Below are 21,526 nucleotides of genomic sequence, written 5' to 3' on the forward strand. Positions count from 1 at the left end.
GAGCCGTGCCTTGAAAAACTTGGGTGACGTTTGCCGCGTCAAATGATGGTCATCGAACAGCTTAAGCCATCTGGAGAAAACCATGACCCGCAGAACGAAACTCACCGCGATTTCCACCCTCACACTGCTCACCGGCATTGTAACGATGTTACTGTACCATAGTTTCAGCCCCATTCCTCCTTTCCCGGCTCAGGCGGGCTTTAATGCAATATCGCCCATGGCAACCATGTGGAATGAAATGGGCTGGACGATGCTGTTCGGACCCTTCGCCATGCTTCTGATCTTCGGCGGCTTCGTTTCCCTGACCGTGTTGCTGATCACCGCGCTTACCCAATCTCTGGCTAGGCCCGACTGACCTTCGCTCCCCATCTCTTCATCGCCTGAATCATCCCTTCGCTTCCGTACCTGAATTCATAACGGTAGTTTCAGGGTAAAATCGCGAGATCGAACAATGACACATCCCATCTCACGCCGCAGCTTTCTTGCGGCTTCCGCTACCGCATCTGCCGCGCTTCTCCTGCCTGCCCGCGTCAGGGCGGCTCCCGGCGCGACCACGCTCACCGCCACGACGCGCACCATCGAGGTCGCCGGACGCGCCGCCACCGTCATGGGACTCGTCAATGCGCAGGGCCAACTCGGACTTACCCTTGACCCCGGGCAACGCTTCCGCGTGGATCTGACCAACGGGCTCGACAAAGAGACGATCATCCATTGGCACGGCCAGATTCCACCCAACGCCCAGGACGGCGTGCCCAATACCAGCCCGATGCTGCGCCCGGGCGAAACGCGTTCTTACGATTATGCCGCGAGAGCAGGCACCTTCTGGATGCACAGCCACATTCCGGCACAGGAGGTCGGCCTTCTGGCTGCGCCGTTGATCGTGCGTTCTGAAGCCGATCTTGCCGCTGACCGGCAGGAGGTTGTGCTGTTTCTGCACGACTTCTCCTTCAAGACGCCTGAGGCCGTGCTCAGCGAAGTGGCAGGCGGAACGGGCATGGATCACGCCGCGATGGGCCATGGCGGCGCACCGGAAGCGAAAGCGATGCCGGAAATGCCGGGTATGATGGACATGACGTCCATGAAGACGGATCTGAACGATTTCGAATTTGACGCCTATCTGGCGAATGATCGCACGCTCGGCGACCCGGAGGTGGTGCGCGTCGAACGCGGTGGACGGGTTCTCCTGCGGGCGGTAAACGCTTCGGCCATGACCGCATTCTGGATCGACCTCGGAACCGTGCGCGGACGGCTCGTGGCCACCGACGGCGAAACCTGCGTGCCGCACGAGGCAACCCGTTTCGGCTTCGCCTCCGCCCAGCGGCTCGACATCGAGATCGACATGCCGGCGGACGGATCGGCGCTGCCCGTGCTTTGCCTTCGCGAAGGCGCGCGGCAGCGGACGGGTATCATCCTTGCGCCCGCACGCGCATCCATTGCCCGGATGGCCGACATGGCGGACACGCAACATCCCGCCTTTTCCCGCAATCTCGACCAGGAGACGGTATTGCGCGCCATGACGCCGTTGATGCAGAGCGAGATCGTTCGACGCCACGATGTCGTGCTGGATGGCTCGATGATGCCCTATCGGTGGACAATCAATGGCCGGGGCTGGGGCGATCGCACCCCCATCCCGGCCCGAACCGGCGAGCGGGTGGAAATAACGTTCCACAACATGTCGATGATGGCCCATCCCATGCACCTGCACGGCCATGTCTTTCAGGTGGTCGGTGTCGGCATGCGGCGGATCGCAGGCGCGTTGCGCGATACTGTCCAAGTTCCGCCGATGAACAGGGTAACCATCGCATTCGATGCCGGCGAAGCCGCACCGTGGATGCTCCATTGCCACCACATGGGACACCTGGAAACCGGCATGATGACGGAACTCCAAGTTCAGGCTTAGCGTGCAGGGGAAAAGGGGCGTCTGCCAACCCGGCCGCACGTTATGATTGACATACAGCATCACGGCAAAGGTGAGCGTCCCATCTCCCGTGCGAGTTCGAGGAAGCCTTCGATATAAGGCGTCGTCTCCTCGCCACGGCGTACACCGAGATGAATGCTCTTGCGAATTCCCGCTTCGCCAAGGCTGAGCGCCCTGATTGGCAATCCCGCAGCATCTTCCTGCAAAAGCCAATCCGGCAGGACAGTGACTCCCCTGCCCGCGCAAACGAGTTGCAGCATGAGATCGATGGTCTCGGCGGTACGGTGCCGGCGGGGCCGGCAATGGGCAGGAACCAGAAACTGGGTATAAATATCCAGTCGTTCCAGGGTTACCGGCACAGTGATCAGCTCCTGATCGATCAGATCCTGAGGTAACACAAAACGCCGCGCTGCAAGCGGATGTGTCTCGTGTACCATCAGTACCAATTCATAATCGAAAACGGGCGTGAAGAGCAGGTCCGGCGCATCGACCGGATCCGGGGTGATGAGTAGATCGACTTCGAAGCCCAGAAGTGCTTCAATGCCATCAAAGCGAAAGGCGGTCCGAACGTCGAAATCGACGTCAGGCCAGTGAGTGAGATAGGGAGTGGCAATACGCGACAACCATCGCTGGCAGGGATGGCATTCCATGCCGACGCGCAACGCGCCCCTTCGTCCCAACGCGAAGTCGGTCAGAACCCGTTCCGCATGCTCCATCTGCGGCAAAATTCGCTCTGCGACGCTTAGCAGATATTCGCCCGTTTGAGTCAATCGCAGTCCGCGACCGGTTTTCGTCCACACTTTGATGCCGTGGCGCTCCTCTAACTTGGCGATCATATGGCTGAGCGCCGACTGCGTGGCATTCAGCTTCTCGGCGGCGGCGGTGACGCTACCGCGGCGGCTGACTTCCCGCAGGATCGCTAGATGGTGTCTATCGAGCATTATGAAAAAACCTCATTGAATAATGAAATCATACCATTTCCACTCATAATGAGTTGCAGCTAACCTTTTCGTCAACAGGTGGATCGATGCCAGCCTGGATGGACGAAAGGACATAGCAGTGACAAAACCGGCGACTGCAGCCCAGCATGCGACAAACAATGGATTTTCTCCGTCGATCTTCGACGAGGTCATTGATCGCCAGAACAGCAACTCGATGAAATGGGCCTATGCGGGCAAGCTGTTGACGCCGGACGAAGCTGCGGCCGATCCCCTGCCAATGTGGGTCGCCGATACCGATTTCAAAGCACCTCAAGCAGTCATTGACGCACTTCATGAAGCTGTCGAACACGGGGTGTTCGGTTATCCAGGCGGCGCTACGTCATCCTATGTGGACGCCGTGGTCAGGTGGCAGCAGCGGCGTTTCGGCTGGGATGTGCCGAAGGAATGGGTTCTCCAGACCTCCGGCATCATCACGACGCTGAAGACGGCCGTGCAGGCTTTCTCGGCCCCGGGCGACACCGTTCTGATCCAACCGCCAGTCTACGCGCATTTCCATAACGACGTTCTGCTGAACGGCCGTCATCTAGCCTTTGCGCCGCTCGAATTCACCAGCGACGGCTACCGGTTCAATGAAAAGAGCTTCGAGGCGGCCATACGCGGCAACACGAAAATTTTCATCCTGAGTCACCCCCATAATCCCACCGGAAATGTCTGGTCGGAAGACGAATTGCGCGCAATGGGCGAAATCTGCGCCCGCCATGGCGTGCTGGTCATTTCCGACGAAATCCATGAGGACCTCATCCTCAATCCGGACAGGAAACACATTCCTTTCGCCTCGCTCGGCGAAAAATTCGCGCAGAATAGCATCACCTGCACCGCCCCAAGCAAGACGTTCAATCTGCCCGGCCTGCAAAGCGCCAATGTCTTTGTCCCGAACAGAAGGCTGCGGGAAGAATTGCGCCGTCAGTATGAGCGCAACGTCTTCGAGCTGGTGAACGTCATGGGAATGGTCGCCGCAGAAGCGGCTTACGCCCATGGCGAACCGTGGCTTGAGGAGATGCTGGTTTATCTGCGCGCAAATCACGCACATTTCGCCAAATCGATCAACGCAGCGGACCCGCGCCTTAAAGTCCTTCCGACCGACTCTCTCTATCTGGCGTGGATGGATTGCCGCGGTCTTGGGCTGGATGCCGAAGCGCTCAATAAATTCATGCTGACCAAGGCGCGGGTCTGGCTCGATAAGGGCCAGAAATTCGGAATTGAAGGCCATGGCTTCATGCGCGTCAATCTCGGCTGCCCACGCTCCACGGTCGATGAAGCGATCGAGCGCATAACCGCCGCCGTCGCCGGACTGTGAGGGCGGAGCCAATATCATAGCCTATCGAACATCGTCTCGCCGAACGCGGGATCAAACAGGACCGAATGAAATAGGGAAACGCAACCGAACCGGACCGCGGAGAAATCGGTAAAAGCCACCCGCCGCCGGATCGCAACTGGGAGAATAGCAATGAAAATGACGACTGCTCTTGCCACGCTTGCGGCGGCGACGCTGACGGCCGGTATCGTTTCAGCCGGCACCATGGCCGATGTTCAGGCGCGCGGCAAACTGAATTGCGGCGTGACCACCGGCCAGCCCGGTTTCTCCGCGCCAGATGCCTCCGGCACCTGGCAGGGCCTGGACATCTCCTATTGTCGCGCCGTTGCGGCGGCCGTCCTCAAAGACCCCAAGGCGGTAAATTTCGTTCCCACGACGGCGCAGACCCGTTTTTCGGCTCTCGCTTCGGGTGAAATCGACATTCTGTCCCGCACGACGACCTGGACCTTTTCACGCGATGTCGATCTGAAATTCACATTTGCGGGCGTATCGTTTTATGACGGACAGACATTCATGGTTCCCCGGTCTCTGGGGATAAGCTCCGCAAAGGATCTCAACGGCGCAACCGTCTGCATCACCAGCGGAACGACGACAGAACTCAATCTCGCCGAATACTTTAAAAAGAACAACCTCACCTATGAGCCGGTCCCCGTCGAAAACGGCGCTGAAAACCAGCAGAAATATCTGGCCGGTGCATGTGACGTCATGACGAGTGACGGTTCCGATCTGGCCTCGATCCGCTCCAGTTTCGCGAGCCCTGATGATCACGTCATCCTCGCCGATATCATGTCAAAGGAACCGCTCGGACCACTGGTCCGCCAGGGCGATGACCAATGGGCCGACATTGCGCGCTGGACGCTGAACGCTCTGGTCTCCGCCGAGGAACTCGGCATCACCGCCGAGAATGTGACACAACTCGCCGCAAGCTCCGACAATCCGGAAATCAAACGTCTTCTGGGCAAGGATGGCGATCTCGGCCGGCAGCTTGGCCTCGACGCGGTCTGGGCCGAACGCGCGATCGCGGCGGGCGGAAACTACGGTGAACTCTTCGCCAAAAACCTCGGTGAGCACACACCGATCAAATTGTCCCGTGGGCAAAACGCATTGTGGGAACAGGGCGGCCTGATGTACGCGCTGCCGTTTCGTTGATGTCTTCGCGGCGCGGGTTCACCGCGCCGCATCGCATTTTACGAACAGAACCTCGCGCAGCCGGCGCGAGCCACGATAACCTTCACGCTACATGGTGAGAACTCATGACTACGAGAAACGCCGCTCGGAACGGGCCGTTTCGCCTGGGCATGCTCCTTCGCGACACCCGTTATCGCAATGGAACGATCCAGGTCATAACCTTCGCCCTTCTGGCAATCGGTCTTTTCTGGCTTGTCGACAACACGGTGCGGAACCTCGCCGCGCTGGGTAAGGATTTCTCCTTTGAATTCCTGTGGCGCACCGCCGGCTATGACATATCACAACGGCCGATCGACTACTCGAGCGCGAGTAGTCATGCCCGCGCCGCATTGGTCGGACTACTCAATACCTTGATCGTTGCCGTTATGGCATGCATCACCGCAACTGTTCTGGGCATATTCGCAGGCGTCCTGCGGCTTTCCAACAACTGGATCGTTGGGCGCGTGATGACGCTCTACGTGGAGAGCTTCCGCAATGTGCCGGCACTTCTGTGGATTATCGTCATCGCCGCCGTCATGTCCGAGGCAATGCCTGCACCCACCGATTTCCGCGGCGAGAACGCTCGCGCCTCTATGCTTTTATGGAACAGCGTCGCGGTAACAAACCGGGGAATCTACGTCCCTTCGCCCAGCTTTTCGAGCAGTCTCGGAGAACTCGACCTCCCCTTTGGGTCCATCAGTCTCGATCTGCCGGCAATGATTGCCGTGCTTGCCGGCTCGTTCGCCATGCACCGCCTCCTCCTAGACAATGCACGGCGGCGGCAAAGCCGCACCGGCAAGCGTCCCCATATCTGGTGGAAAAGCATCGCCGTTTTCGCAATACCTGTTCTGGCATTGCTGTACGCGCTCGGCTTCCACCTGCAATGTCCTGAGTTGAAGGGACTAAATTTCACCGGTGGCTTGCAGCTTCGAAATTCCCTGATCGCGCTTTGGATCGGGCTCAGCATCTATACCGGGGCGTTTATCGCCGAGATCGTCCGCTCGGGTATTCTTGCAGTTTCGCGGGGACAAACGGAAGCGGCCCATGCGCTCGGCCTGCGGCCGGGACAAACGATGCGTCTGGTGATCCTTCCGCAGGCCCTGCGCATCATCGTTCCGCCGCTCATCTCACAATATCTGAATATCACCAAGAACACATCGCTTGGCCTTGCCGTGGGTTATATGGATCTGCGCTCAACGCTTGGCGGCATCACCATCAACCAGACGGGCCGTGAACTCGAGGGAATGCTGATGATGATGCTGATCTACGTCTCGATCAGCCTAACCATTTCCAGCGTCATGAATGTCTACAATAATCGTATCATGCTGAAGGAGCGCTGAGATGAACGTCCATAGTGTCTCCTGGGTCCGAGAAAACATGTTGCCCCCCTATGAGCGACCGGCAGGCCAAACCGGTATCTTCCAATGGATGAAGAAGAACCTGTTTAACAGCTGGACGAGCACACTTCTGAGCATCGCTTCGGTGGCCGCGGTCCTATGGCTCGTATCGGCTATCGCCCCATGGCTTGGCAATTCCATCTGGAAAGCCAATTCCCTTGCCGAGTGTCGGCAGATTCTCGATGGAGCGTCCGGCGCCTGCTGGGGCGTCATTCGGGATCGATGGACGCAGCTTCTTTTCGGTTTTTATCCGCCGCAATCCTATTGGCGGCCGGTCGCGGCCTTCGTGCTCCTCCTGCCTGCATTGGCGCCGGCCCTTTTTGCAGCCCTGCCCCGAAAGATGCTCTGGTTCAGCGCCGTTTATCCGGGATTGGTCTGCTGGCTGATCTGGGGTGGCTCGTTCTGGTTTCCCGTCACGCTTTATCTTGCCTTCGCCGCTGGCGCGGTCGCCTTCGCCCTGCTGACGCGGAAAAACGCGGCGGCGGCAACCGCAATGGCAATCTTCACGACCGTCCTCTGGTGGGTCTATCTCGCCGGTCCACTCGCGACATTCCTCGAAAAAGCGGCCCCGGTCTCGCTTGAAAGCGTGGCATCGAGGCAAATCGGCGGGTTTCTGCTGTCGATGATCATCGGGGTCACCGGTATCGCAATGTCGCTGCCGCTCGGCATCCTGCTCGCACTCGGCAGGCGTTCCGGCATGCCCCTCATTCGGACTTTGAGCGTTGTTTTCATCGAATTCATCCGCGGCGTTCCGCTGATCACGCTGCTGTTCACGGCCTCGCTCCTTCTCAATTATTTCCTGCCGCCGGGTACGAATTTCGACCTCATCCTGCGTGTCGTGATCATGGTGACCCTCTTTGCCAGCGCCTATATGGCCGAGGTCGTTCGCGGCGGACTGGCGGCACTGCCGCGCGGTCAATACGAGGCTGCCGAGGCGCTGGGGTTGAATTATTGGAAAGCACAACGCCTGGTCATTCTCCCGCAAGCGCTGAAAATCTCGATACCCGGCATCGTCAACTCGTTCATCGGGCTCTTCAAGGACACGACGCTCGTCATGTTCATCGGCCTTCTCGACCCAATCGCTCTCGCCGCCGCCATTCGCGCCAACACCAATTGGCAAGGCATATATTGGGAACTCTACATCTTCATCGGTGCCGTGTTCTTTGTCTTCTGTTTCGGCATGTCGCGCTACTCGATGTATCTCGAGCGCCGGCTGAAAACGGATCATCGTTAGGAGAATATGGATGACCAATACAAACACGCAACGCACGCTTTTGCAGGACGACCGGATCGGATTTGCAGGTATCGCTGTCGAAATCACGTCCATGAACAAGTGGTATGGCGATTTCCATGTCTTGCGCGATATCGATCTGACGGTGCGGCGGGGAGAACGGATCGTCATCTGCGGACCGTCCGGCTCTGGAAAATCGACCATGATCCGCTGCATCAACAGGCTCGAGGAGCACCAATCCGGCAAAATCGCCGTTGATGGCATCGAACTCTCCAGCGACCTGAAGAAAATCGAAGAAGTCCGTCGTGAAGTCGGCATGGTATTCCAGCACTTCAATCTCTTTCCGCACCTGACCATCCTTCAAAACTGCATTCTTGCCCCTATCTGGGTCCGCAAGTTGCCGGAAAAAGAAGCCCGGGAGCTTGCCATGCACTTTCTGGAGAAGGTCAGGATACCGGATCAGGCGCATAAATATCCGGGCCAATTATCAGGCGGCCAGCAGCAGCGCGTGGCGATCGCGCGATCATTGTGCATGAAGCCGAAAATCATGCTCTTCGATGAGCCCACCTCCGCACTTGATCCGGAGATGATAAAGGAGGTACTCGATACAATGATCGCGCTTGCCGAAGACGGTATGACCATGCTTTGCGTGACCCACGAGATGGGATTCGCGCAGGCTGTGGCCGACCGGGTGATCTTCATGGACCAGGGTCAGATCGTCGAGCAAAACGAACCCAAGGCCTTCTTCAGCGCCCCGCAATCGGAACGCTCGCGGGCATTCCTCGGTCAGATATTGGGACATTGAGTTTTTGACGGACTAAAAATGATTACACTGCTATTCAAACCGATCCGCCACGCCGCGGTACTGCTCGGTATCGTGCTCTTTCTACCGTTTGCCGCAGGCGCGACCGATCTTCTGCAACCGCTCGGCCGCGCGGACCTCCCGGTGGGCTCCGCGACCGCTCCGGTCACGGTGATCGAATACTCATCTCCCACCTGTTCTCACTGTGCGACATACCGAAACGAGACAGCGCCGAAGATCGAGGGGGAATTTGTTGAAAGCGGGCAGATTAGAATTCTGTTCCGGCCTTTGGTTCGCAATAACGTGGACCTTGTCATTTTCATGCTAGCGGAGGCGCAGCCGCAACCGATGCTCGTTCTGGACAGGTACTACGCCCGTCAGGACGAGATCGCGAACTCCAGTAATCTGGAACAGACGTTACGCGAAATCGCAGCCTCTGTGGGAATCGATCGCGACGCTTTTAATGCGGCAGTGGCGGACCAATCTGTATTAAACAACCTCAAGACGCTTACCGATCAGGCGCAGAACGACTTCAAGGTGGAGGGCACGCCGACATTCTTCATCAACGGTAAGAAAATTTCCGGCGCCCCAAGCCTTGAAGCAATGCGGCGCGAGATCGCCGCGGCTCTGGAAAGAAAATAGCTTCTGTTGCCAACCGGCGCGCAAGCCTGACAGCACAATTCGCACGACGAAGAAGCCGCGCCGGTTGAGTTCCTCGTACATCGTATCACTGGCCAGGCGCTGCGGGACCATGTGAGGTATCCGGAGACGGCGGGAATAGATGGCTTTAAACGCAATAAAATCCTCCGCGTTCTTCGCTCCAAGTTTAACTTCGAACATCCCTTGCTGGCGGCAAACGTCGCTGCCCGCTCTCCTGCCCCTTCAAATCTCGATGATTTGTGCATTCGTGAACCGCACGCCTTGCTCCGTCAGTCTTCTCACCTCGACGGACGCTAAAGGAATTTGGAGGAGCGGCGCAATCGATGACTATACCCGGTGGGGATGGAGCGTTCGCCAGCGAAGGAATCCGTGGATGCTATCGCGACAAACCGGAAACCATAGGTATCAATTCCGCCGACATGGATATGGCGACGGAACTCCTGTTCACGAGCTTCAGCGATCACCAAAACCCCGGCTTTTTTCCAGGAAACCCGCCTCCTCCAGAGGCATGCTGCCTACCAACGCGCCGACAAGACGGCGGAACTCGACTCGTCCGACCCTTGCACCCGTCTCATCAACGATATGCCAAGGAACGCTACGGCTCCTCCCAGACCATCCTGCGCAAGAACCTAGAGGATCGGGTGCTGTCTTATCTGCCCGCCGCATTCTTCGGCATGTGTTCGACGATGTCGCCGGACAGGCGCGCCGCAACCTCGCAGCGACCGTCAAGAATGAACCCGACGAGCGCCAGCGCATTTCCGGGGAGTCGAAGGCTGTCGAACAGGAGCAGCGCCAGATCATCCAGCAGATCAGCGACCGTGCCGCCGAGCTCGACAACCTTGAGGAGCGCCTGGCCAGGCTCCAAGCGCGCCTGAAGCAAACGTCGGCGTCAGCGCCGCAAGGTAAGTCGGCTTTGCAAGGGCATCACCAACGCTGACACACACAACAGCAATAACAAGCACGGGTATACTGGTGGCGAGACCAACCGTGACGAAGCCTACGGAGATCAACATTCCGTCGGAAAACCTCTGTGCATTGCTGGATATGCTATCATTTAAGAAAGCGGCCACTTTAAAGCGAACCACGCGACGAGTGAGATTCTCGATAAGCTGGAGCAACGGGGCGTGAAGATGAACTGACGGCGGGACGAACTGTCAAACCTCTTTCCATGACCATGCGGGAATCAAAAGGAAGCTCGCTCCAACTCCGAGATTCGATCTTAATCCTTCAAACTGGACCAGTTGGCCAAGAGTATTTCGCTTGCCCTCTGGGTTGATGTCGAGCACGACAAAGTATTGGGTGCCCAAGCACGCTCTTTCATTTCATTATCCCTTACCGTCCTACTGAAGTTGCCCCTCGCATACCCAGTTCTCGGTACGCCTGAAGAAATTCGCCGGCAGCAGCCCTTGAGCGTGAAGACGCCATTGATATCGTGCCCGAACTATAGCGGCAGCACGCGTATCGAGGAGTACGCGGCCGCTTCCGGGGAGGATTTCATGAAGTTTTTTCTGGCGCTTTCGCGCGCCATTGATACCGCCAATTCTGCTATTGGAAAAGGTATTTCGTGGCTGCTGCTCGCCGCCATTCTCGTCAGCGCCATCAATGCCGCCATGCGCAAGGCGTTCTCGATGAGTTCCAACGCCTGGCTTGAATCCCAGTGGTATTTGTTCTCCGCTGTGTTTCTGATCGCCGCCGCCTACACGCTCCTCAACAACGAGCATGTGAAGGTCGATCTGATTTACGGAAGCCTGCCGCGCAAGGGGCAATTGTGGGTCGATATCCTCGGGACCATTTTTTTTCTTATGCCCTTCTGCCTCATCACGGTTTATCTCTCCTGGCCGGTGTTCCTGCAGAAATTTGCCTCCGGTGAAGTTTCCAACAACACGGGCGGGCTCATTCAATGGCCGGTCTGGGCGCTGATACCAATCGGCTTCAGCTTACTCGCCCTTCAGGGCGTCTCGGAACTCATTAAACGCGTCGCAATCCTGCGCGGCGATATCCCCGATCCGGTTGCAGCGGCTGATGCCGCGGCAGCAATGCTCTGATCGAAGGAAGAAACAATAATGGCATTCCTTGCGGAAAATCTCGCGCCGATCATGTTCGCCGCGCTCATCATCGTGCTGCTGTTCGGCTATCCGGTAGCCTTCGCGCTGGCTTTTGTCGGCTTTGTCTTCGGCTTCATCGGGATAGAACTCGGCCTGCTGCCAGCCACGCTGTTCCAGGCCATTCCCGATCGCATATTCGGCCAGATGTCGAACGAAACGCTGCTGGCGATACCGTTCTTCACTTTCATGGGGCTCATTCTTGAAAAGAGCGGCATGGCGGAGGATTTGCTGGACACGATTGGCCAGCTGTTTGGACCGGTCCGCGGCGGCATTGCGTTTGCCGTGATCTTCGTCGGGGCAATTCTGGCCGCCACCACCGGCGTCGTCGCCGCCTCGGTCATCTCGATGGGCCTCATCTCGCTTCCCATCATGTTGCGCTATGGTTATGACCGCAAGGTCGCCGCCGGCACGATCGCGGCTTCCGGCACGCTGGCGCAGATCATCCCGCCCAGCCTCGTCCTTATCGTGCTGGCTGACCAGCTCGGCCGTTCGGTGGGCGACATGTACAAGGGCGCGCTCGTTCCGGGTCTCATGCTCGTGGCGGCCTATACGCTCTATATCATCGTGACCTCAATCATCAGCCCTACAAAGGTCCCGGCCCTGCCGCTGGAGGCGCGGACCCTGCGCGGCACCAAGCTGCTGCTCAAGGTCATCACCTCGCTGGTGCCTCCGCTCGTCCTGATATTCCTCGTGCTCGGCACGATCTTTCTCGGGATCGCCACCCCCACGGAAGGTGGCGCCATGGGTGCTGTCGGCGCGCTCGCCCTTGCGCTTGCCAACCGTAAGCTCAATTTCGGCCTGATCCAGCAGTCGCTTTACGCCACGGCAAAGCTGTCGTCCTTCGTTCTGCTCATCCTGCTCGGCGCGCGCGTCTTTTCCCTGACCTTTTATGGCGTGAACGGTCACGTCTGGGTCGAGCATCTGATGACATCGATCCCCGGTGGCGAGATCGGCTTCCTGATCGTCGCCAACCTGCTGGTGTTTTTCCTGGCCTTCTTCCTCGACTATTTCGAGCTGGCCTTCATCATCATCCCGCTGCTGGCGCCGGTCGCCGATGCGCTTGGCATCGATCTGATATGGTTTGGCGTGATGCTGGCGGTCAACATGCAGACGTCGTTCATGCACCCGCCCTTCGGTTTTTCGCTGTTCTTCCTGCGGTCGGTCGCACCGACGCGTGCCTATAAGGATCGGATCACGGGACAGACAATCCAGCCGGTCACCTCGACCCAGATTTATCTCGGCGCCATTCCCTATCTTTTCATCCAGCTCGCCATGGTCATCATCATCATCGCCTTCCCCGGAATAGTGATGCACTACAAGTCGGGTGCCAAGGTCGCCGATCCCTCGGCCGTCCATATCAATGTACCGATGCCCGGCGCAGGTGGCGACGCCGATCCGTTCGCTAATCCTTTCGCCCCTGGCGGCAACGCACCAAGCTTCGGCAAGCCAAGCAACCCCTGACATTCGGACGGGCATACAAGCGCCCGCCACACCCCATCGACGCACCAAGCGTCGGTCACTTCAATAAGAGGAGGTAATCTTATGAGGAACAATCTGGACCGCAGACACTTCTTGTCCGGCGGCGTGCTTGCCGGGGCGGCTGCGGCCGCTTCGACGCTCGCCACGCCAGCCATAGCGCAATCTTTGCCGAACGTTCGCTGGCGCCTGACGTCAGGCTTTCCGAACAATCTGGACACCATCTACGGCGGCGCCGTGGTCATGGCGAATGCGCTGAAGGCAATCACCGGTGGTAAGTTTGAAATCCAGGTCTTCCAGGCCGGTGAAATCGTTCCCGGCGCCCAGGCCATCGACGCCGTAAAAGCCAATACCGTCGAGATTTCCCATACCTGCGGCTACTATTTCACGGGGAAAGATCCGACATTCGCCATCGGCTCGACCATCCCCTTCGGCCTGAACGCCCGCCAGCAGAACGCATGGCTCTACCATGGCGGCGGCAACGAGGCTTACAACGAATTCCTTTCCGACTACGGCGTCATCGGCATTCCCGGTGGAGCGACGGGCGCCCAGATGGGCGGCTGGTATCGCAAGGAAATCAAGAGCGTCGAGGATATCAAGGGCCTCAAGATGCGGATTGCCGGCGTCGCAGGGCAGGTGCTTGCCAAGCTTGGTGCCGTGCCACAGCAGCTCCCGGGCGGCGACATCTATCCGGCGCTGGAACGGGGCACCATCGATGCCGCAGAGTGGGTCGGTCCCTACGACGACGAAAAGCTCGGCTTCTACCAGATCGCGCCATACTACTATTACCCCGCGTTCTGGGAGGGCGGACTGACGATCCACTTCTTCGTCAACAAGGACCAATATGCAGCCCTGCCTGATGAATACAAGGCAGCACTCGACGCCGCCTGCAAGGCCGCCAACATCAACATGCAGGCGCTTTACGACGTCAAGAACAAGGATGCGATCCGCTCGCTGGTTTCCAAGGGCACGCAGCTTCGCCCGCTGCCCCGCGATGTGCTCGACGCCGCCTACAAGGCGACCTTCGAGCTTTATGACGAGTACACACAGAAGCATCCCGCATGGGCCAAAATCTATCCGGGCTGGAAGAAATTCCGCGACGAGAGCTTCGAATGGTTCCGCGTTGCCGAATATACCTATGACAGCTACGGCTATGCCATGCAGACGGCCGGCAAATAAGCCGACATAGACTTTACCGAGGCCCCTGGATGGCGACGTTCCGGGGCCTCGAGCCTCTGGCGGCTATTCTTTGATAAGCCCGTTATCTATCGCATAGCGAATGAGACCGGCAGTCGTCGCTATATCCAGTTTCCTCTTGATATTCTTGCGATGGGTTTCCATCGTGCGCTCGGCGATGTCGAGCGCCAGGGCAGCGTCGCGATTACTCTTTCCGCGCGCGATCAGCAGCAGAACCTCCTGCTCGCGTGTCGTCAGCGCCTTCAGCCTGCCGGAAGACCCCTCCATCAGCACATCGCGAACGCCAGAGGAAAAATAGGTGCCGCCGGCAGCCACGGTTTCGATTGCGGCAACTATTTCTTCGGTCGCCACGTCCTTCAGAATGTAGCCGGCCGCACCATACATGACCGATGTCGATATATATTCCCGGCTGTCATGCATCGACAGCATCAGCACCCGGGCGGAAAGCTGCTTTTCCTTGAACAGTTCCAGGGCATCGATGCCATTGATCTGCGGCATGTTGATATCCATCAGCACCACATCGGGCCGCGTGGCGACAGCTGCGTCGATACCGGCCATGGCGGACAATGCGGTTCCAACGACTGCGAGATGCTCGTAAGTCTCGAGGACGGCCCTCAACCCATCCAGAACCAGAGGATGGTTGTCGATCAGCAGCACACGGATCGGATGAACGGTCACTCGGCGGCCTCCTGTAAGCCGCTATTGCGATCCTTCATAGCGGTGATGGGCAGCACCGCCCGCAGAACGGTTCCCCTTGCGGAGCTTTCGACATCCAGCCTGCCCCCGAAATGCGTCATGCGTTCCTGCATGTTTCTCAAACCGAGCCCCTTGCTTGCCGGCATCCCGTTCTCTGTCCGAACGGTCGGAAAGCCGCGGCCATTGTCGCTGACATCCATCTGTACCCGTTCATCGCGACTGGAAAACCGGATGGCGACCTGTGTCGCGCCGGCATGGCGCTCGATGTTGGTCAGCGCCTCCTGTGCGACACGGTAAAGCGCAACCCGTGCCTCCGGGACAAGCATATGCTTGAAGGCTACGGATTCAAGCATCGCCGCTATTCCCGTACGTTCGGAAAAACTCGAGATGAGGGATTCCAGAGCTGCCGTCAGCCCCAGATCGTCGAGGACACGCGGTCGAAGATCGTGGGAAATACGACGTACCTCCTTGATCGCCTCATTTAATGCGACGGCGCCCTTGCCGATCGCCTCGGCGGCTCCGACATTGTCAGGCGCCACCTTGCGCCGCGCGAGATCAATCGCAAAGCGCACTCCGACGAGATTTTGAGAAATGCCGTCATGCAATTCTCTAGCAATGCGCAGGCGCTCCTCTTCCTGGGTATCGATAACCCTCTGCATCAGTTCCTTGAGCCGTCCGTCTGCCAGCCTCTGCTGACGCAGATTGAGCAGCATGCAGGTGGCGAACACCAGCAACACGGCAGGGACCGCAAACAGTGCAACAATCAGGAAATTCCATGTAATGGAACGGCGCATTTCCTCCTTCGCTGCCGCTGTCGCGGCAAAAACATCATCCAGATAAACCCCTGTACCGATCATCCAGCGCCATTTGTTGAGGCCGGCTGCGAAAGAAAGCTTATCAGCCATCTTCCCGGTCGAGGGCTTCTCCCACTTATACTGGACGAGACCTCCTCCTCCTTTCGCCTTGACTATCAGGTCATAGATGACGCGGTTGCCGTCGGGATCGTAAAGATCCAGCCAATTACTCCCTGGACGAAAGCTTTGTCGCGGATGAACGACGTTCACGCCGTCATAATCATAGACAAAGAAATAGCCGTCCGTACCATAATCGAGGTCAGTCAGAATTCGCTTGACCTCCTCCTTCGCAGCCTCGTCATCAGTTCCCGCCCTGTCATAGACCGAACGGATCGCCGAAAGGGCCAAATTGGTGAGGTTAAGGAGTTCAGTCTCCTTTGCAGCGAGCATGTTTCGTTCGAACGCATCGATGCTCGTGCGCGCCAGCGTCATAGACTGCCACGTAATCAGCGCTGTGATAACGATAATCGCAAGAACGAGAGGCCCGATGGCCAATGCGAGAATCTGGTTCCTGAGTCTCATGCGGCCCCTCCGACACATTCGCTCTCACTTACCCTCAGCTAACAATACTTCATACGGCAAGTCGAGCGTGTCAGAACATGATCCTAAGGCGAGATAGAAAGAGGTTCGGGAAATCTGTGCCGCGAGGAACAGTATGACGCTCTCCGAATAGTGTCACTCAACCGCTGAGATAGAACAATTCTCCCTCGCCGGGGTGACCGAAAGGTTCCCACCCTCGTCCGTGCTATGCGCCCTATCTGGTCGCTTATGTGATATCGCAGGACCGCGCCTGCGGTGGACGGCTCGATCCGGCAATAAAGCCGGCGACTACACCGGCAACGGAATAGTGTAGGATACCGCAAGGATGATCATGATCGGTACGACCTTGCGAATGTCAATTTGCTCGAAGCTGACCGCTCCGATATCGTCGTCATCGCGCATATTCAGGATCAAAAAAATTTGGAATTGGGAGCAACATTGTGCGCCTAGCCCATTGTTCATGTCATCAGCTAACAGTGGTGACAAACGGCGAACCCCATAAGATATCCGTTTGTCACTGTCGTGCATGCCAGCATCGTACCGGTTCAGCGTTCGGTGTCGCAGTGTTTTATGCTGCCGATCAAATCAGGGCGTCGGGGAAACACCAAACCTATATACGACCTGGAGATAGCGGAAAGCGCCTAGAGTTCCGTTTTTGCCCCATTTGCGGATCAACCGTCTACTGGATACCGGAATTTCGGCCTAACCTCGTCGCCATCGCCTTGGGCTGTTTTGACGACCCAGATGCTATGGAACCAACTCAGAGCGTGTATGAAGCGACCCGCCATACATGGGTTTCTCTATCTTTTCGAGATTCTGGATAGAGATGAAGGCCGAAGGCTTCAGCACGAGCTTTCAGGAGGTTACACACAATGGCTATTGAAGGGATCTGAACCTCCGACCCTTGCCCATCGCGTACTAAGCCACTGGAAACAGCCGAATTCGTTGCGAGTTTATCGGCTGCGCCATAACCACTACTATGGAACCTTAGACGGCTGCTGTCGGATTTCAGTCCCGAAACCAACAACAGCTCCCGCCCAGCCATTTCTAGCGGCTTGATCGTAGCAGTCGTGGCCGCCGTAAGCCACCTTGTCGCCACCGAGGCAGTTCAGGCCACGGCCTGTGCGCCGGTGATTTCGACAAGCGAACCGCACATGAACGCCGCCTCATCGGAGGCAAGGAAGGCGACAAGCGCAGCAACCTCTTCAGGCTTGCCGATCCGGCCGAACGGAACCATCTTGTCGAGGTCGGCCATCGTCCGCCCCGAGCGTTTGACGCCGGCTTCGAGCATCGGCGTATGGATTTCACCCGGGCAGACGGCGTTTACGCGGATTTTGTCCGGTGCGTAGTCGCGCGCAAGGTTCTGCGTGAACGCGGCGACGGCGGCTTTGGTCGTGTTGTAGGCGATGTGGTTCGGGGCCGGATAGAGTCCCCACTGCGAAGCGGTGTTGATGATCGCCCCGCCACCCCCGGCGATCATATGCGGTAGCGCAGCCCGGCAGAGATGGAACATCGAGTCGAGGTTTACAGTAAAGCTGATGTCCCAGTCCTCGTCGGACAGTGACAGCAAGTTTCCGCGCCGATTGATGCCTGCATTGTTGACAAGGATGTCAATCCGTTCTTTGAGAGCGAATGCCTTCTGGACTAGATCGAAGCACGGATCCTTCTTCGAGATGTCGGCAGCGATCACGAGTGCCGCGCCGCCTTCCGCCTCGATGCCCTTCACAACTTCCCGAGCCGCCTCTTCGTTTACGTCGGTGACCACGACCAACGAACCTTCCAACGCCAGGCGACGCGCGATCGCAGAGCCGATGCCGCCGCCCGCACCCGTCACGATCGCAACCTTGTTCTCAAACCGTTTCATGGAATCTCTCCAAGTTATCTGATATAGCTTCCGCCGTTGACGTCGAGTGTCGCGCCGTTAAGCGACGCCTGTCCCGGCCGTAGAATGAATGCAACGAGTTCGGCGACTTCGCCCGGTTCGGCCATCTCGCCGATTGGAATGTCCGATACCGCCGCCGCTTTTCCATGCGCCGCGATAAACTCTTCCGCCATGTCGGTGCGTACCCATCCAGGCGCGATCGCGATCGCAGTCACACCATCGGGGCCGAAGCTGCGGGCGATCGACTTTGTCAGATTGACGAGGGCAGCTTTCGTCGATCCATACGGCATCGCGTCTGCCGCATAGCCGCGCTGGCCTGCCCGGCTCGCCATGTTGACGATGCGCCCACCGCCGTTCGCCTTGAAGTGCCGGATAGCTTCCTTGGAGAGATCCGCGGCGGCGAAAAAGTTGATCTGGAACTCGTGTTGCCAGGCGGCCTTCCAGTCCGAAGCGGAAGCCTCAATGGAGATTTCGGTACGGACCCCTGCATTATTCACGAGCGCATGGATCCTTCCCGCCACCGCCAGGGATCTCTCCCACAGTTCGAAGGGGCCTTCGTCAGATGAAAGGTCACCCTGCACGATCCAGCCAACTTCGCCGATGTCGGAAAGCAATCGCTCGGCACTCGTGATGTCTCGCCCGTAGTGGATGATCGGCCGAGCGCCTTCAGCAGCTAGTTGCTTGACGACAGCCATGCCGATGCCGCCCGAGGCGCCGGTCACGAGTACGTTCTGCCCTTCGAGTGCCTTAGTCATCTCTCACCTCATTTCAGGAGGCCGACCTGCGATCCCCAAGTGTCCGACAATGCAAAACCCGTCATGAACGGGTCATCACTTTCCACTCGCAATTCGGTTCGACCGTACACATAGCCACGCCCTGTGATACTTGGAAGCACGGCCTTGCGACCGCCAATCTCGGTCTCTCCGATCGCCTCGGCAATGAACTCACCGCCGATAATCGATCTGGACGTCCGCGCATCGCCTACGGTGACGAGACCCCGCGCGTGAAGCGTTGCGAGATTCGCCGAGCTTCCAGTGCCACACGGAGAGCGGTCGACGCGTCCCGGCTGGAGTGTGGTGCAAGTGCGTACGGCACCGTCCGGTTCGTTGTCACGGAACATGACGTAGGCGATCTCGTCGACGCCAGGGAGCGTCGGATGCGACACGCTTACCTGCTCAGCAAGAAGCCACTTGAGTTCGATCCCTGCCTCCGCGAGCTTTCGGGCGTTGTCGGGCGCGATCGTGAGGTCGACTTGCCCAACGTCCACCAAGGCGTAGTAGACGCCGCCGAACGCAATATCGACCTTAATGCGTCCCCACGCTGGGGTGTCGATCTCATGGTCCAGCAGCTCTGCAAAGCTCGGCACGTTGTTGAGGCTGACACCGACGCAACGACCGTTCTCACAGCGGGCCAGGGCCACGATCAAGCCCGCGGGTGTGTCCAGCCTGACGGTCGTCTCAGGTTCGACCATAGGAATGCGGCCGCTCTCGAGAAGGGCAGTTACGACGCAGATGCAATTGCTGCCAGACATGGGATGAGCGCGATCAGCCTGAAGCACGATGAAGCCGGCGTCGGCGTCCGGCCGTGTCGGGGCGACCAGCAGGTTCACCGACATGGCGACGTTGGCACGCGGTTCGAACGTAACGAACCTGCGAAGACTATCGTCCACGTTATTGATATGGTTCATCTTGTCCAGCATGGTCGCTCCGGGGATTTCCGGAGCGCCGCCGACGAGGACGTGGCCAAGTTCTCCCTGGCAATGAACCAGAATAAGGTCGAAGTGCTTTCCGAATTCCATGCTCACTGGCCTCACTTGATGTACCAGCCCCAGGGTTTGTTGGTCACGTACTTGGTGATCTGCTTGGTCTCGAGGTAGTTTTCGAGACCCCAGTGTCCGAGTTCTCGGCCGATACCCGATTCCTTGTAGCCGCCCCATGGCGCTTCCGTGAATGTCGGCTGCGAGCAGTTGATCCAGACAATGCCGGCGCGGAAGGCGGCTGCGACGCGCTCGGCGCGAGCGTCGTCCTTCGACATCACGGCCGCTCCGAGACCGAAACGGGAATCATTCGAAAGCTCGATCGCCTCGTCCTCGGTCTTGAACGGCTTGACGCAGACGACCGGTCCGAAAATCTCCTCGATCCAGGCGTCGCTATCCAGCGGCACGTCGGTGAGGATCGTTGGCTGCAGGTAGTAGCCCTTGTCAAAGCCTTCCGGACGTTCGCCGCCGCTGGCGACGGTAGCTCCCGCCTTTCGCGCGCCCTCGATCGCGGCGACGACGTTCTCATATTGCTTCTTTGATACGAGCGGTCCAAGGAGCACGCCCTCGTCGAGGCCGTTACCGATCTTGATCTTCTTCGTCTCCTCGACCAATCGGGCCATGAAACGATCGTAGATGGTATCCTGGACCAGAACGCGCGACGTGCCGGAGCAGACTTGTCCTTGGTTCCAGAAGATGCCGAACATGACCCACTCGACCGCGTCGTCGATATCCGCGTCCTCGAACACCACGAATGGCGACTTGCCACCGAGTTCGAGGCTGATGCGCTTGATGTCGCGCGCAGCGGCGGCCATGATCTTCGAGCCCACCGGGCCAGAGCCCGTAAAGGCCAGCTTGTCGACGCCCTTGTGATCAATGATGGCCTGCCCGGCGACCGAGCCGGTGCCGGTCAAGACGTTCAGGACGCCCGGAGGAAGCCCCGCCTCATCTGCGACCGCCGCAAGCTCAAGCGCCGTAAGCGAGGTGAGTTCTGCAGGCTTCAGGACGATCGTGCATCCTGCCGCTAGGGCCGGAGCCACCTTCCAGGCGGCCATCAGAAGTGGGAAGTTCCAGGGGATGATCGCGCCGGCCACGCCGACCGGCTCCTTGACCGCCTTGGATGTAAAGCGATCGTCCGGCAACGCGATGATTTCTTCCGGATTGTTGTCGAGCTGCTCGGCGAGGTCCGCGTAGAAGTCGAAGCAACCGGCCGCGTCCGCAATATCCCAGTCCGCTTCGGGAAACGGCTTTCCATTGTCGAGGACTTCAAGCTTGGCGATCTCCGACTGCCGGGCGCGGATACCGTCCGCGATCGCGCGCAGATACTTGGCGCGCTGCGCTCCCGTGAGCTTAGGCCAACCGTCCTTGTCGAACGCCCGGCGAGCAGCTTTCACCGCGATGTCGACGTCTTCGGCCGTGGCGGAAGCAATCGTTTGAATGACTTCCTCGGTCGCCGGGTTCGTCACGGTGGAAGAGCCACCCTTGACCGGCTTCGCCCACTTACCATCGATATAGAGTTCGGTTCGCAT

General features: G+C 58.4%; 20 protein-coding genes. 12 read left to right on the plus strand and 8 right to left on the minus strand.

What is annotated here, in order from left to right; genetic code table 11:
• The first annotated feature begins 82 nt into the window (after positions 1 to 82).
• Together FCH38_RS19015 and FCH38_RS19020 are read left to right on the plus strand one after the other, a co-directional pair.
• A complete protein-coding gene (locus FCH38_RS19015; RefSeq protein ID WP_174374746.1) occupies positions 83 to 355 on the plus strand; it encodes a hypothetical protein in 273 nt (90 codons plus the stop codon).
• Positions 356 to 451: 96 nt separating this feature from the next.
• Positions 452 to 1,900, plus strand: coding sequence for a multicopper oxidase family protein (locus FCH38_RS19020; protein WP_174374747.1), 1,449 nt, complete (start codon positions 452 to 454; stop codon positions 1,898 to 1,900).
• A gap of 59 nt (positions 1,901 to 1,959) precedes the next feature.
• On the opposite strand, the gene FCH38_RS19025 is transcribed toward FCH38_RS19020, so the two are convergent.
• Positions 1,960 to 2,859: a LysR family transcriptional regulator gene (locus FCH38_RS19025; RefSeq protein WP_174374748.1), complete on the minus strand. Its 900-nt coding sequence runs from the start codon at positions 2,857 to 2,859 to the stop codon at positions 1,960 to 1,962.
• A gap of 118 nt (positions 2,860 to 2,977) precedes the next feature.
• Here FCH38_RS19025 and FCH38_RS19030 point away from each other — a divergent pair, with 118 nt between their 5' ends.
• The 6 genes from FCH38_RS19030 (at position 2,978) to FCH38_RS19055 (ending at position 9,473) form a co-directional block, all read left to right on the plus strand.
• Positions 2,978 to 4,216 (plus strand): MalY/PatB family protein, encoded by a 1,239-nt coding sequence (locus tag FCH38_RS19030; RefSeq protein ID WP_336510811.1) that lies wholly within the window; start codon positions 2,978 to 2,980, stop codon positions 4,214 to 4,216.
• Between the two features lie 150 nt (positions 4,217 to 4,366).
• Positions 4,367 to 5,383 (plus strand): amino acid ABC transporter substrate-binding protein, encoded by a 1,017-nt coding sequence (locus FCH38_RS19035; protein WP_174374749.1) that lies wholly within the window; start codon positions 4,367 to 4,369, stop codon positions 5,381 to 5,383.
• Between the two features lie 104 nt (positions 5,384 to 5,487).
• On the plus strand, positions 5,488 to 6,741 hold the full coding sequence (locus FCH38_RS19040) for an amino acid ABC transporter permease (RefSeq protein WP_210267252.1): 1,254 nt from the start codon (positions 5,488 to 5,490) through the stop codon (positions 6,739 to 6,741).
• A gap of 1 nt (position 6,742) precedes the next feature.
• Positions 6,743 to 8,032: an amino acid ABC transporter permease gene (locus FCH38_RS19045; RefSeq protein ID WP_174374750.1), complete on the plus strand. Its 1,290-nt coding sequence runs from the start codon at positions 6,743 to 6,745 to the stop codon at positions 8,030 to 8,032.
• A 10-nt stretch (positions 8,033 to 8,042) separates the two neighbouring features.
• Complete coding sequence (locus FCH38_RS19050; protein WP_272872208.1) at positions 8,043 to 8,834, plus strand: amino acid ABC transporter ATP-binding protein; 792 nt, start codon at positions 8,043 to 8,045, stop codon at positions 8,832 to 8,834.
• 18 nt (positions 8,835 to 8,852) lie between these two features.
• Positions 8,853 to 9,473, plus strand: coding sequence for a DsbA family protein (locus tag FCH38_RS19055; RefSeq protein ID WP_153515630.1), 621 nt, complete (start codon positions 8,853 to 8,855; stop codon positions 9,471 to 9,473).
• A gap of 667 nt (positions 9,474 to 10,140) precedes the next feature.
• Here FCH38_RS19055 and FCH38_RS19060 read toward each other — a convergent pair.
• Positions 10,141 to 10,356 carry a hypothetical protein gene (locus tag FCH38_RS19060; RefSeq protein WP_153515629.1) on the minus strand — a complete coding sequence of 72 codons (216 nt, stop codon included), beginning with the start codon at positions 10,354 to 10,356 and terminating at the stop codon, positions 10,141 to 10,143.
• 631 nt (positions 10,357 to 10,987) lie between these two features.
• On the opposite strand from FCH38_RS19060, the gene FCH38_RS19065 reads away from it, so the two are divergent.
• The 3 genes from FCH38_RS19065 (at position 10,988) to FCH38_RS19075 (ending at position 14,251) form a co-directional block, all read left to right on the plus strand.
• A complete protein-coding gene (locus FCH38_RS19065; RefSeq protein WP_174374770.1) occupies positions 10,988 to 11,536 on the plus strand; it encodes a TRAP transporter small permease subunit in 549 nt (182 codons plus the stop codon).
• Positions 11,537 to 11,551: 15 nt separating this feature from the next.
• Entirely contained in the window at positions 11,552 to 13,057 is a 1,506-nt protein-coding gene (locus FCH38_RS19070) for a TRAP transporter large permease subunit (RefSeq protein WP_336510813.1), read from the plus strand.
• A gap of 81 nt (positions 13,058 to 13,138) precedes the next feature.
• Positions 13,139 to 14,251, plus strand: a complete 1,113-nt coding sequence (locus FCH38_RS19075) for a TRAP transporter substrate-binding protein (protein WP_174374752.1) — start codon at positions 13,139 to 13,141, stop codon at positions 14,249 to 14,251.
• A 63-nt stretch (positions 14,252 to 14,314) separates the two neighbouring features.
• Here FCH38_RS19075 and FCH38_RS19080 read toward each other — a convergent pair whose 3' ends face one another.
• Both FCH38_RS19080 and FCH38_RS19085 read right to left on the minus strand, forming a co-directional pair.
• Complete coding sequence (locus FCH38_RS19080; RefSeq protein WP_046802201.1) at positions 14,315 to 14,947, minus strand: response regulator; 633 nt, start codon at positions 14,945 to 14,947, stop codon at positions 14,315 to 14,317.
• On the minus strand, positions 14,944 to 16,341 hold the full coding sequence (locus tag FCH38_RS19085) for a cache domain-containing protein (protein WP_174374753.1): 1,398 nt from the start codon (positions 16,339 to 16,341) through the stop codon (positions 14,944 to 14,946). Before FCH38_RS19085 ends, FCH38_RS19080 begins: the two co-directional genes overlap by 4 nt.
• A gap of 455 nt (positions 16,342 to 16,796) precedes the next feature.
• On the opposite strand from FCH38_RS19085, the gene FCH38_RS19090 reads away from it, so the two are divergent.
• Entirely contained in the window at positions 16,797 to 17,183 is a 387-nt protein-coding gene (locus FCH38_RS19090; RefSeq protein ID WP_174374771.1) for a GFA family protein, read from the plus strand.
• Positions 17,184 to 17,467: 284 nt separating this feature from the next.
• Here the strand turns inward: FCH38_RS19090 and FCH38_RS19095 are convergent, their stop codons facing one another.
• From FCH38_RS19095 to FCH38_RS19110, 4 genes are read right to left on the minus strand one after another with little or no spacing between them, the layout of a single operon-like run.
• On the minus strand, positions 17,468 to 18,223 hold the full coding sequence (locus FCH38_RS19095; RefSeq protein WP_153515624.1) for an SDR family NAD(P)-dependent oxidoreductase: 756 nt from the start codon (positions 18,221 to 18,223) through the stop codon (positions 17,468 to 17,470).
• A gap of 14 nt (positions 18,224 to 18,237) precedes the next feature.
• Positions 18,238 to 18,996, minus strand: a complete 759-nt coding sequence (locus FCH38_RS19100) for an SDR family NAD(P)-dependent oxidoreductase (RefSeq protein ID WP_153515623.1) — start codon at positions 18,994 to 18,996, stop codon at positions 18,238 to 18,240.
• Between the two features lie 8 nt (positions 18,997 to 19,004).
• Complete coding sequence (locus FCH38_RS19105; RefSeq protein ID WP_153515622.1) at positions 19,005 to 20,039, minus strand: proline racemase family protein; 1,035 nt, start codon at positions 20,037 to 20,039, stop codon at positions 19,005 to 19,007.
• A gap of 11 nt (positions 20,040 to 20,050) precedes the next feature.
• Positions 20,051 to 21,526, minus strand: coding sequence for an aldehyde dehydrogenase family protein (locus FCH38_RS19110; protein WP_153515621.1), 1,476 nt, complete (start codon positions 21,524 to 21,526; stop codon positions 20,051 to 20,053).

This window comes from Agrobacterium tumefaciens, assembly GCF_013337285.1.
In the GTDB taxonomy this organism is placed as follows: domain Bacteria; phylum Pseudomonadota; class Alphaproteobacteria; order Rhizobiales; family Rhizobiaceae; genus Agrobacterium; species Agrobacterium burrii.